This window comes from Pseudalkalibacillus decolorationis, from assembly GCF_024609785.1.
Classification (GTDB): domain Bacteria; phylum Bacillota; class Bacilli; order Bacillales; family Fictibacillaceae; genus Pseudalkalibacillus; species Pseudalkalibacillus decolorationis.
Genome location: NZ_JANHJQ010000046.1, coordinates 16,212 through 27,412 on the forward strand (window position 1 = coordinate 16,212; position 11,201 = coordinate 27,412).

Annotated in this window: 13 protein-coding genes and 1 pseudogene; 3 read left to right on the forward strand and 11 right to left on the reverse strand. The window is 36.3% G+C overall.

Translation table 11 applies throughout. The annotated features are described in order from the left end of the window. Positions 1-29 precede the first annotated feature (29 nt). The 3 genes from NON16_RS24245 to NON16_RS24255 all read right to left on the reverse strand — a co-directional run bounded on the left by NON16_RS24245 (position 30) and on the right by NON16_RS24255 (position 3,228). Positions 30-1,016 carry a LacI family DNA-binding transcriptional regulator gene (locus tag NON16_RS24245; RefSeq protein WP_257352065.1) on the reverse strand — a complete coding sequence of 329 codons (987 nt, stop codon included), beginning with the start codon at positions 1,014-1,016 and terminating at the stop codon, positions 30-32. A 545-nt stretch (positions 1,017-1,561) separates the two neighbouring features. Beyond that, the gene (locus tag NON16_RS24250; RefSeq protein WP_257352066.1) at positions 1,562-2,704 is read right to left on the reverse strand and encodes a DUF4179 domain-containing protein; all 1,143 of its coding nucleotides are present in this window, start codon (positions 2,702-2,704) and stop codon (positions 1,562-1,564) included. Then, entirely contained in the window at positions 2,704-3,228 is a 525-nt protein-coding gene (locus NON16_RS24255) for an RNA polymerase sigma factor (RefSeq protein ID WP_257352067.1), read from the reverse strand. The genes NON16_RS24250 and NON16_RS24255 overlap by 1 nt, the downstream gene beginning before the upstream one ends. Before the next feature lie 662 nt (positions 3,229-3,890). Between NON16_RS24255 and NON16_RS24260 the strand changes: the two genes are divergently transcribed. Continuing rightward, complete coding sequence (locus NON16_RS24260; RefSeq protein WP_257352069.1) at positions 3,891-4,316, forward strand: DUF2935 domain-containing protein; 426 nt, start codon at positions 3,891-3,893, stop codon at positions 4,314-4,316. 76 nt (positions 4,317-4,392) lie between these two features. On the opposite strand, the pseudogene NON16_RS25790 reads toward NON16_RS24260, so the two are convergent. The 3 genes and pseudogenes from NON16_RS25790 to NON16_RS24270 all read right to left on the reverse strand — a co-directional run. Further along, a pseudogene (locus NON16_RS25790) lies at positions 4,393-4,794 on the reverse strand (proline dehydrogenase family protein); the annotation flags it as partial. Positions 4,795-4,922: 128 nt separating this feature from the next. Further along, positions 4,923-5,702 (reverse strand): SDR family oxidoreductase, encoded by a 780-nt coding sequence (locus tag NON16_RS24265; protein ID WP_257352070.1) that lies wholly within the window; start codon positions 5,700-5,702, stop codon positions 4,923-4,925. 186 nt (positions 5,703-5,888) lie between these two features. Further along, the gene (locus tag NON16_RS24270; protein WP_257352072.1) at positions 5,889-6,392 is read right to left on the reverse strand and encodes a DinB family protein; all 504 of its coding nucleotides are present in this window, start codon (positions 6,390-6,392) and stop codon (positions 5,889-5,891) included. A gap of 235 nt (positions 6,393-6,627) precedes the next feature. On the opposite strand from NON16_RS24270, the gene NON16_RS24275 reads away from it, so the two are divergent. Then, positions 6,628-7,572 (forward strand): helix-turn-helix transcriptional regulator, encoded by a 945-nt coding sequence (locus NON16_RS24275; RefSeq protein ID WP_257352073.1) that lies wholly within the window; start codon positions 6,628-6,630, stop codon positions 7,570-7,572. A gap of 8 nt (positions 7,573-7,580) precedes the next feature. Here NON16_RS24275 and NON16_RS24280 read toward each other — a convergent pair whose 3' ends face one another. Beyond that, positions 7,581-8,015, reverse strand: a complete 435-nt coding sequence (locus NON16_RS24280) for an Lrp/AsnC family transcriptional regulator (protein ID WP_257352075.1) — start codon at positions 8,013-8,015, stop codon at positions 7,581-7,583. Between the two features lie 250 nt (positions 8,016-8,265). Between NON16_RS24280 and NON16_RS24285 the strand changes: the two genes are divergently transcribed. After that, positions 8,266-8,736 (forward strand): VOC family protein, encoded by a 471-nt coding sequence (locus tag NON16_RS24285; RefSeq protein ID WP_257352076.1) that lies wholly within the window; start codon positions 8,266-8,268, stop codon positions 8,734-8,736. A gap of 45 nt (positions 8,737-8,781) precedes the next feature. Here NON16_RS24285 and NON16_RS24290 read toward each other — a convergent pair whose 3' ends face one another. From NON16_RS24290 to NON16_RS24305, 4 genes are all read right to left on the reverse strand, one after another. Further along, positions 8,782-9,207 (reverse strand): VOC family protein, encoded by a 426-nt coding sequence (locus tag NON16_RS24290; protein ID WP_257352077.1) that lies wholly within the window; start codon positions 9,205-9,207, stop codon positions 8,782-8,784. A gap of 194 nt (positions 9,208-9,401) precedes the next feature. Beyond that, positions 9,402-9,842 carry a DoxX family protein gene (locus tag NON16_RS24295; RefSeq protein ID WP_257352078.1) on the reverse strand — a complete coding sequence of 147 codons (441 nt, stop codon included), beginning with the start codon at positions 9,840-9,842 and terminating at the stop codon, positions 9,402-9,404. Between the two features lie 75 nt (positions 9,843-9,917). After that, entirely contained in the window at positions 9,918-10,388 is a 471-nt protein-coding gene (locus NON16_RS24300) for a DinB family protein (protein WP_257352080.1), read from the reverse strand. Between the two features lie 610 nt (positions 10,389-10,998). Continuing rightward, on the reverse strand, positions 10,999-11,201 hold a 203-nt coding region (locus tag NON16_RS24305), incomplete at its 5' end, for a hypothetical protein (RefSeq protein WP_257352082.1).

The window sequence follows — 11,201 nt, forward strand, 5'->3', positions numbered from 1 at the left end:
CAAAATAGTTTTATTGAAAGGGATGTCCGTCACGTGGAATCCCTGACAACCAGTTCTAAACTCAATCCATTTAAACTCGTATCGAATTTTTGTTCATTCAAAACGGCAACCATCGTTTCCATTGCCTTTTCGCCGATCTCTTCACTTGGCTGTTCAATCGTTGTTAGCCCTGGTTCGATCATCTCAGCAATCGGTTGATTATCAAATCCAATCACGGCTAGATCTTCCGGAACCTTTATACCTGAATTTTTCGATTCTTTGATGACACCAGCAGCTACTTCGTCACTGCCTGTGAAGATTGCGGTTGGACGATCATCCATGGCAGCGATTTCCTTCATCACTTTTTGACCGTCTTCAATACTGTACCTTTTCAGAAATATCCAATCAGGGTTTAATGTAAGACCTATATCCTCTAAAGCTTTTTTGAGGCCATTTTTTCGATCCGTTGAAAGACCACTCATGGAACCGCCACCGCAATAGCCTATCTTCCGGTGACCTCTCTCAATCAGATGCCTTGTTCCTATGTAACTGCCTTCGAACTGATTGAGCCGGATCATTGGTACAGTAGCTTCCTCATCATATTCATTACATAATACGATCGGGCCGCAATCCAAAAATGGGCTGAACTTTTCCCAATCATTTTCTATTGCAGTCAGAATAATCCCATCTACCTGCTTTGTCTTCAATAGTTTGAAATAGTTCAATTCTTTTTGTTTATCTGATTTCGTTTGGCAGATCAATAATTGGAGTCCATTTTCCGCAGCAACCTTCTCAATACCTTCTATGATGTTTGTAAAAAATGGATTTGTCAGTCTCGGGACTAATATGGCAATCATGTTCGTTTTTTGATTTCTTAATCTTTGAGCAGATGAATTCGGATAATAGCCTAATTCATTCATTGCATCACGAACCAGCTTTTTCTTTTCCTCTGTTACATACTGATAATTATTAATTACTCTTGAAACGGTAGCTCTTGACAATCCTGCATGCTTAGCTACATCCGCAATCGTCGTCATCCTATCCCTCCTAAACTATAAAAGATCCTCCTTTCATTATATATATGAAATCGATTTCTGAAAACGATTTCAATTGATTACAATTATGATTGTATGTTATTCTCTCGAAAAAATCAACGAATATTTATAATTTTCTAAAATTTATAAGCGCAAATGGATCTGTATGATAAGTTCCGAAAAAATAAAAAAGCTAAAGAAAAAAACCTTTCTCTTTAGCTTTGTAAAATCATTGTGGCGGCTTCTCGCTACGTTCAATAAATGTGGGGTAATGTACAATATTAAAATAGTTACAGAGTCTACGATTTCTTCGTTTCTCTCAGCCTGATCAATCATGACTAAATCACAATCGATTCGTTTCAGTTGTTGCAACGACCTGATTTTCTTATGTATGGACAAAAAATTCTGTCCAACAATCTGCCCCTCCTTCCCTCCTCTGAATGTAAAAGAGCCCTTTCTTTATTAAAGGAAAGAGCACGTTTGTGGAAGATAATCTTATCATTTTATTGAAGAAAGGACGGTGTCGTTTATAATGAACCAAGGAAGCCTTATTTAGTTAATGGTATTTTAATATCATCACCAACTAAGAGAATGCAGTCTTGGCGATCCTTAACCGGGGCAAAAAACATAATATATTCGTTAGCTGCACCCTCTACTTCACCCTTACTAAAAATCGGATCAACTTTTTCGCCGGCTGATTTCAAAAATACACCTGATTTCTTTTCATCAACGATATAACCATATTCTTTATCGATTTTCCTTGCATTAAGAAATTGATGTTCCAATTTACTCATCACTCTGCCTGGCAATCCATCCTTACCTAGTCCGGGGGGCGTGTCAGGTGGTGGTGTCGCAACGACCACTCTTGTTTCCATCGCTGAAAACTCAACCTGCTTAATCGTGTATGTTTCTCCTTCAAAAGTGAATTCTTTATTGACTTCTACTGTTTCTCTTTCTGATATAGCGGATTGATCGAGCTTGAAACTTAGCGGCCATATTGTTTGTACGTTTCCGGCCTCATTTTCATCATATATTGTCAAATTCTCTATTTCTAAACGGATGTCTTGTCCTTCATATTCTTTAATTGATTCAAAAGATAAGGCTTCTGCTACTTTGTTTTCTTTACTGTCGTAATATCTGCTACCCCAACCTACATAACCTAATGTTTTCTTTTTTTCATTTCCAACAATAAGGTTGACCGAAGTATCACCTTCAAAAATATCGAGATAATAGTTTTTTAAATCTGTTTTTTCACTTTGATAGGTCAGTAATAGTTTTGTCTCTTTATCATCTGTCATCACCATCTCAAAATTCACTGTTATGTCATGCTTCTTATCATAAAATGTTTGATCAAGTTCTTGGCCACGACCCAGATTTATCGCAGTTCTAACACCTGTATCATCAATATGTTTGGACGAAAAGATTTTATCATAAGCCTCTTGAATAGCCGCTAAAGCTGGTGTGAAAATTATCGTTGAGAATACGATCAAGCAAATTGCTGCAGCAATTGAAAACCTTTTGTAAAGAGTTCTTTTTTTGTTTAGAGCGCTAACCTTACTTGGCATAACAAGCTCTTTATAATTTCCAAGCTCTTTCGTTTTATGGATCTGATTATTAATCTCATCCCAAACATCCGGTACTTGTTTTTCAATTCCATCATCTAAATGCTTCAGTATTTTTTCTTTCTCCATCAGTTTTCCTCCTTACTTTCTAGACCTTTTCTAAGTTTTTTCAGAGCTATACTATACTTCCAAAGTACCGTTCCAAGCGGCGTTTCAATGATTTTAGCGATTTCTCTATGCTTCATTCCTGAGATGTCCTTCAAGATGATAATCTGCCTTTCCGCGCTATCGAGCAATTCCAAGTATTTTGATAAAACGATTTTGTCTAAAGGATCATTTGATATGTATGGAACCCGTTCAAAATAATTGTTATCAAATCCCGTTATTTCACGCTTCTTCTTTCGATAAAGATCTAATGCTTTGTTTCTAGATACACGAATCAGCCATGTTTTAACATTTAAAATTTCATTATGTTTCATATGTTGGAAAAGTTTAATATACACTTCTTGCAATACATCCTCAGACAATTCAAAGTCTCTCAATATGGATAGCGCCATAGCAAAAACATGCTTCTTATGCTCATCAAATAGTTGCTTAAATTCTTCCATATTTTCATTGGCTTCATCTGATTGATGCAAACTCGTTTGATTCATTTTGCACCCCCTTCACTTAGTAGACGTAGCAGTTCATCTTTTTATTGGTAAAAATTCAAATTTTAATTAAAATACAAATATGTTGGACCTGCTTTTATGATGGTAAATAAAATAATGGCTGTCCGATAAGTCCCTAAAATAAAAAGTAACTAGAAAAAGTACCACATACAGAGCTAGAAAGGAAATAGGTTTCGCAATAGGCTTAACGTCAAAAAATCATCCGGGTTGATATTGATACTCCCAGATTTGATTTGTATTCTCTGAGTTCGATCGTATTTGCCGAGTTATGATCGTATTTTTGAGTTACGCCCGTATTTACCCAGTTACGATCGTATTTTTTGAGTTACGATCGTATTTACCCAGTTACGATCGTATTTTTTGAGTTACGATCGTATTTACCCAGTTACGATCATATTTTTCGAGTTGTACTATTAAAAATCATTAAATACTAACAATATTAGGGGGCTGTCTAAAAGGTCAGTGAAAATTGGCTTTCTAGACAACCCCCTGCCTTGAAGAAATTCCATGGTACCCTGTTTTCCTCCCATAAAACCCCAAGAAGATATTCTTTACTCAGATTAGAAAACCTTTATTAAACGTTCTATTTCCAGATCCATCGAAATATATAGTAAATGGGACATAAATAGGATGGAGGATTGATCATGCAATATTATTATGGGAACCAGATGCCGCTGCGGGTTCTTGATGAGGCTGAGTTTTGGAAACACCAAGAAGAGGAACATACTGTTGTTATTAGAGAGCTTGTAAAAAACCTTGAAGAGAAATATGTAGAAGCATTAAAGGAATGGGAAAAGGCATTTGCCAAAGTACATCAACGTGTTATCAGGTATATTGAAACGGTAAACCGTTTAAAGGGACAAGTTTCTCAGGCACTCTACCAGGATATTATGCAGCTTATTTCCTTTTGCTTACAGCAGAGCGAACAATTTATTAACTTTTGCCGTTCACTTATGGAAGAAAGTGAACCTATCCGCTCCAATCCAACAGCCAAAGTTGTTTTGAACCACATTATTGTTGAATCAGAGTATTTTATTGGAATTGCTCAAACAATTTTATATCAGCGATGACGTTGAACCTTAGTTCTAAGGAAGGATAAGATGCATTGAATACGAAACAAACCCGCTATTATCCTCCCCTTTTCTCTCAGTAATCCAGACCATTTTTCTTTGTTAATGGGTTTATCATATCCGTTACTGCAATGTATAAATTTTCAGGGTGTTCAGCTATTCGATGACATAGATACAAGTACCACTCACTTCCGTAAGCCAAATAAACTTTACAGTTGTACCCCCAGCGCTTAACTTACTTAATATATCCTGGCGTACTCCGTAGAGCATTTCTATTTCTACGTTTTTGTGATTAAAATATTGGCAGATATGCATTTTTTCAATTAGGCTTTCATCATGTGTGGCGATCGAATTTGATGGTTAGCTTCTATTAACTCTGTTCTACAAGCTTAAGATAGCGGTCATCTAAATCCTTTGTCATAAACATTGCAATTTTAGCAGGCTCTTGATATGCCCCTAACGGAATAATGCGGCTTTTTCAAAAAAAGTTATTTACTTTTGAATTTAACCTAAATATCGCTATCAAGATTAGTGACAATAAAGTTGTTTCTGAACATCGCTTTATTCCACAATCGGGCCTTTAATTTAATAGTAGGTTCCTTCTTTCTATTTACCTAAAAATCCACCGTCGGATTTTATGGTTTGTCCTGTAATCCAGCTAGAATCATCGCTGGCTAAGAATGTTATTAACCGTGCTGCATCTTCGGGTACTCCTAAACGTCCTGTTGGGAATAGTGGCAGTAAATGATTTCTTATTTCCTCATTTATCCAACCGGAATCAGTGGGTCCAGGATCTACAGAATTTACTGTGATACCGATGGGCGCTAATGCAACTGATAAAGGTTCAGTTATTGCAATCACCATCCCTTTAGTTGCTATATAGGCTAGATTGTTTGGATCTGGACCCTTAGATACCATATTAATTATTCGACCATCTTTTCTTTCAGGAAATGACTTTTCATACCTTCTAGCAAATTCCACAGACAACATGAGTGTCCCACTGTTGTTCACTTTGTAATGTTTGTCCAGTATTTCTGTATTCAATGTTCGAAAATTTGCAGGTGATTCAAATGTAGCATTGTTAATTAATATACAAGGTGTACCTAACGTTTCTTCTACCCTATCCATAATAAGACTTGGTGATTCTTTTAAACTCAAGTCAACCTCCATATGAGCAGAACCTACTCCTATATTTCTTAACTCTTTACATAACATATTTGGAAAATCTTTATCTACACCATTACCGTTAGTTTCATCAAATAGAGACCAATGTGTAAAAAATATATCGGCTCCAGCGTTCGCAAGTGAGCGACAAATTGCTGCACCTATTCCTTTTGAGCGACTTGCACCTGTAATTATTGCAACTTTACCTTTTAGACCTGTCATTAGTAATCCTCCTAATTTTCGGGGTGCTAAGAGGTGTATACAAGAGATGTAAAATTTCCTTAAAACACAAAAAGTTTTTGGGCTCTGTTAAATTTTACTGTTGATTATCGGAGAAATTTAAAGGAAACCCAATATCTAAGGGTTTCCCATCTCTCTTAAACTAACACACCCGAAAGGACATTATTATTAAAGTGGTGGGTTTTCGACACCTAAATAAATCCAATCTTCTTTAGGTGGTCCATAAACACCAAAAGGTTTTATTCCTGCTTGACGCATAAGAACTGTAACTTGCCCACGATGATGAACAATGTGCTTAATTAGCCCCATTAATATTTGAGCATTTGTTTCTTCTCTCCCAAATGCATTTTGAACTTTCTTCAAAGATTCGTCTGTCCATTGTTGTTCAATGACTTGTGATGCATAAGAACTAATTTTTTTAAAGGTTTCAACGATTCCCTTTGCTGATGTTGGGACGCTCTCTTCATTTTTAACACTATCCATTTTCAGTCCGAAATTTGTTAAATAATCTGGAATACTTGATGTAAAATGCCACGTAATCCTTCCCAAAGTACGACCTTCAGGGTAAACTTTTTGTTTCAACGAATCATCTGTCAAACCTTCCAAAACCTTTTGAGTTAGCAGTGCCTCCCTATCCCACTCTCTAATAAAGTCTGCAATCGTTACATACATATACAATACCTCCATAATCATTATTTCAATTGATACATTTCAAAAATCACATCACGAAATATTTGTTTGTATATTTCAATTTCCTTTCTGTACGTTATTGCATTCGCCTGTGAATCAAGCATATTATCTCCTTTCGTAATTTTTACTAGATAAACAACCACCGAAATTATTTATCTATGGAAAAGTGTATACTATAATAGTGACAAATTGTGTCATAGTTAATGTGGAGGTATGTATGTCTAAAGCAAAACGATTAAATGAAATGATTATGATGGTCAATCGAATGAAAAGATTTACGGTCCGGGAATTAGCAGATGAATTCGGAGTATCGAAACGAACGATTTTGAGAGACTTGCAAGAATTAAGTGAGATGGGAGTGCCATTGTATTCTGAAGTTGGTCCACATGGCGGTTTTAAAGTTTTAAATGAACGAACTCTACCTCCTATTGCATTTAGTGAGGATGAGGCTGTTTCGATATTCTTTGCTCTTCATGCATTAAGACATTATATTTCCATTCCATTTGATATCGAGTATGGATCGATTAAGAAGAAGTTTTATTTAAATCTGTCCGGAGAAATCAGGGATACGATTGACAATATGGAGGATCGAATTGATTTTCTGGCTGTTCATCAACATGAGGAAATCCCATTTTTAAGACAATTGCTGGAGGCAGCCATTCACCAGGACGTTATTTTAATTACTTATGAAGCAAAAGGAAAGAACAGCTGTAGAAGTATTCAACCGATCGGTATTTATGCCAATGAGGGAAAATGGTACTGTCCAGCTTATTGTTTTACAAGAAAGGATTATCGAGTATTCAGATGTGATCGGATAAAAACTGTAGAGCTTGATGAAAATATAATTCCTATCGACCTTTCACAAATTACTTTAAAGAACCGATTTTCTATACTTGAAGATAAAAAAGAAGCATTTGAGTTAAATGTCGAGCTAACAAATAGTGGTGTTGAAAAATATCAATCAGTAAAGTGGCCAATTACCGAATTACATAAAAGGAATGATGGTACAGGTTTTGTCGTAGGTAGGATTTCAAAACAGGATATCGACTTTTTCTCAGATTACTTTATCGCGTATGGTGAAAATGCAGTTATTAGAAAGCCTTTTGAATTAATTGAAGCTGTAAAAGAAAAAGTAAATAAAATATTAAACCAGTATGATTAGATGCTAATTTAGAGCAAAACTCTGTTTTCCAAGATATTTTTCAAACTGATATGAGACTTTGAAGGTCCCAGCTTTATAAGAGAGTCTTGAAATTCAGCAACTTCCTCAATGGACGCTGTTTGCACTTTTATCAGATAATTATATTCTCCACTGATTCGAAATAAATCGGTTACTTGCCAGGCATCTTTACAAAAATCAATGAGTTCTTGGCAATGTTCTGTTTTTAGAAGAATAAACGTGGTCGTTCCTCTGTTTAGATTTTTCAAATTAAATGAAGTGGTGTATCCGGAAATGATGTTCTTCTCTTCTAACTTAATAATCCTTTCTTTGACAGATGGTTGAGACATGGAAACTTCTTTACTGATTTGAGAGATCGATATTCGGGCATTATCCTGGAATAATTGCATGATCTTTTTATCAATGTCATCGATTAGATGTTTCATATAAGATACCTCCGAAATGAAATAAAGAAAACTTGGCTAGCGTCAAGCCTTAGCGCTGGCGATCGTCTTAGTTGCGCTTATACTATAGAAAGTATTTTTATATTTTCTTAACGTGTTAAAAAAGTAACCCCTTTTGACTAAATTTCCTTATAATTAATAATCATACTACTATAAAAGACTCTTTTTTTATATGTATTATACGGTTTTATATCACTATAATGAATGTATCATATATAAGGAGAGGTTAAAGATGAGCATAAAAGGCCTTGCACATGTTGCGATTCAAGCCAAGGATTATAAAGCAACTATTGCATTCTATACTCAAATCCTAGGGTTCAAAGTAGGTCATCATTGGAGTCTACCTTCCTTTCAAATCAAAGATGCTTCCATGTTGGTGTCACCCGACCAAAGAACCTGTATTGAGATCTTTGATAACGAAGCCGTAATCCCGGCCCAGGGGAAGAAAGCATTGTCTGAAGAAGACATAGCGCACGGAGCATTACTACATTTCGCCTTCTATGTGAATGATGTAAATGAAATGTTTCAAAAAGCCATTACTCATGGAGCAAAGGCTTTTATAGAACCGAATCGTCTTTCTATTGGCGAACCACCTCTTGTCGTAAAGAACGCTCTCGTTCACAGTCCCAATGGGGAAGTTATCGAATTTATTGAGGATGTTGATTTTGATATGTCGACCAATACTCCAAAAAACCATACTTGATGAAGTGAACGTCTTTAGCAACTTTCCCCATGCGGACTCCTTATTTTATTGTTTGCGCTCCGCAACGACGGTAAACATGACTCCAAATTTGTCATTAACGATGCCGAATGCGGGGCTAAAGGAGGTTTCTTCAAGTGGCATCTCAACTTGACCATCCTGTTGCAGGGCACTGAATAATTGTCCAGCCTTTTCAGCGTCATCAGTTGATATACAAATCGAAACCTTGTCACCCGTCTGGTCAGGTGAATTAGTACAAACATCACCTACCGAGTCAGACAACATAAGGTCCGACTCCCCTATTTTCACGAGCGCATGCGCCACTTTCCCCTTCAATTCTTCCGTAATATCCATTGGCATCTCACCGTAAGTTATTATGCTGAGCACCTGGGCATCCAAAGCTTCCTCATAAAACCGGATCGCTTCCTTTGCATTTCCTTCCATCCTCAAAAAGGGGGTCAATCGTACTGTCATGTTTAACAACTCCTTATTTTGTTCTGTTCGAACAACCGTCTAGATTCAAAACTATCTTTAATTCGGCGCTCAGGCCTAGTAATTCAGCGTCGGGACCTTTAATTCAGCGCTCGACCCTTAATTCCGCGTTCAGCTCAGTAATTCAGCGGATGACACGCTAGAGCTGGTTCATCTTGTTAGCTAAAACCATGACATCAAGTGATATTTGCCTGGTCAAAGTTATTTTTCTCATTTGTCTGTGTTCTTTTTTTAAATGGAAAAAGATTACGCAAATTTTCATCCCTCAGCCAAATTCCTCCCCAAGCCAAAACAGCTATGTAGACTGGAAACAGTGTATGGGAAAACAGCGGGCTATCTAGGCGAACATGTGTAGCAATCGCCCCACCAAAATATCCCGTCAGCAGCACTGCACCTAAGACAGAAAAGCTAGGAATGGTGTAAAGAATTACAGAAAGGAATCCGAGTATTCCCAACACTATAATATGACGTTCTGAAAATCCGAGTACAAGTGTTGGTTCCACAACAGAGGCAGGCTTAAAGAATTTGGATATACTGTCGAACAACATAAAAAGAATTACAACTCCACTCATTATTCGTGCGGTCCAAAGCCGACTTTTTGAAATGGTATTATTCATCGTTTTCTCCTTTTTTATGTTTTATCCACTACACGCCGCTTTAACGTTTCAGCCCATTAAATAATTGGCTGTTGATTAGTTCGTAGTTTCTGCATATTCAATTATACGCTTCATCTCTTGAATTTTTCCTATATGAATTGATTCATGAACGATTGCAAAGCCTGCTACTTCTCCTAAAGTTTCAAGTCCAATAAATGGTTCTTTGAGGGTGTCAGTTAACTGTTCAGCGGGAATTTGTTGAAGACGAACCCACTGATCTTTCAATTGTGTAATAAGTTCTTCTACAGAAGGGACATCTCCTCCCCAATCGGACGGATAAGTACCTCGGTTAAATAATTCCACATAGACTGTAGGAAGATAGGACTTATTGTGATGTAAGCCAAACATAATTTGGTCAGCACTCGTTAATACATGACCGATATGCCAATGGATGTTGTTGTTAAAACCCTGTGGCTGTATATTGGTTATTCCCCTTGGAACTGACTCTGCAACTTCAATAAACCAACTTCTTGTCATTTCAAATTGTTTAATTACTAATTGGCTCATACATTCCTCCCCTTTCAATTTTTTTAAACCAGGTTATGTCTATTTTACAATGAAGTGAATCATAAGGTTTCTTATATATTGCTATTTTATGATTTTTAAAAAATTTATTTTCTATAGCCATCTATATCGGATTAGTTGTTTTGGATTCTTTTAAATATGATACATTCATATGGCTTGATAACCTTTTACATTCCTTGTCTATTGCTGTGTTCCTTTCACCTTTTCATTGGTCTACAAGTGATAATAAAAAAAATAAGAACTCTATGACTGAAGGTTAATCGATAGAGTTCTGGTTGTTTCCTATTTTAATAAGATAATATTCATTTCATAAGCCATAAAATTGGGCTGAAAAGTATGACTATAACGGGGTTTATGAAGAAAAATCTTACCCATCAGAAACGCTTAAAAAAATAGCATCAGCGAATATTTTTATTACAAGTGATTTAAAAAGATCTGTCGAGTCAGCAAAGTTGTTAAATCCCAACATAAAAGCCTTTTCAGTCCCTTTGTTTCGTGAAACAGAGTTACCTACTCCTTTAACAAAATCATGGGGTTTAAAATTAAAACCGAGTATTTGGGCATTGATTTTAAGATGTTTATGGTTTAGTGGTTATTCAAGAGGTTGAAAAACAAGTTCTAAGTACTGGAATTGTACTACATATTCATTATCAGCTAACGAGTTGAATATTTCACTCGAATAGAACCAACTTCTCGGACATTTTGAACCATTGTCTCGGACGAATAGAACCAGCTTCTCGGGAGGAGAACCACCCTCTATAATATAGATGCACTGATTATTCAGTGTATCTATCA

Excerpts from the sequence above, each read along its gene's own strand:
- NON16_RS24275 (WP_257352073.1), top strand. The coding sequence starts at position 6,628 with ATGTCTAAAGCAAAACGATTAAATGAAATGATTATGATGGTCAATCGA.
- NON16_RS24245 (WP_257352065.1), bottom strand. The coding sequence starts at position 1,016 with ATGACGACGATTGCGGATGTAGCTAAGCATGCAGGATTGTCAAGAGCT.
- NON16_RS24290 (WP_257352077.1), bottom strand. The coding sequence starts at position 9,207 with ATGACAGTACGATTGACCCCCTTTTTGAGGATGGAAGGAAATGCAAAG.
- NON16_RS24260 (WP_257352069.1), top strand. The coding sequence starts at position 3,891 with ATGCAATATTATTATGGGAACCAGATGCCGCTGCGGGTTCTTGATGAG.
- NON16_RS24295 (WP_257352078.1), bottom strand. The coding sequence starts at position 9,842 with ATGAATAATACCATTTCAAAAAGTCGGCTTTGGACCGCACGAATAATG.
- NON16_RS24250 (WP_257352066.1), bottom strand. The coding sequence starts at position 2,704 with ATGGAGAAAGAAAAAATACTGAAGCATTTAGATGATGGAATTGAAAAA.
- NON16_RS24270 (WP_257352072.1), bottom strand. The coding sequence starts at position 6,392 with ATGTATGTAACGATTGCAGACTTTATTAGAGAGTGGGATAGGGAGGCA.
- NON16_RS24255 (WP_257352067.1), bottom strand. The coding sequence starts at position 3,228 with ATGAATCAAACGAGTTTGCATCAATCAGATGAAGCCAATGAAAATATG.
- NON16_RS24285 (WP_257352076.1), top strand. The coding sequence starts at position 8,266 with ATGAGCATAAAAGGCCTTGCACATGTTGCGATTCAAGCCAAGGATTAT.
- NON16_RS24300 (WP_257352080.1), bottom strand. The coding sequence starts at position 10,388 with ATGAGCCAATTAGTAATTAAACAATTTGAAATGACAAGAAGTTGGTTT.
- NON16_RS24280 (WP_257352075.1), bottom strand. The coding sequence starts at position 8,015 with ATGAAACATCTAATCGATGACATTGATAAAAAGATCATGCAATTATTC.
- NON16_RS24265 (WP_257352070.1), bottom strand. The coding sequence starts at position 5,702 with ATGACAGGTCTAAAAGGTAAAGTTGCAATAATTACAGGTGCAAGTCGC.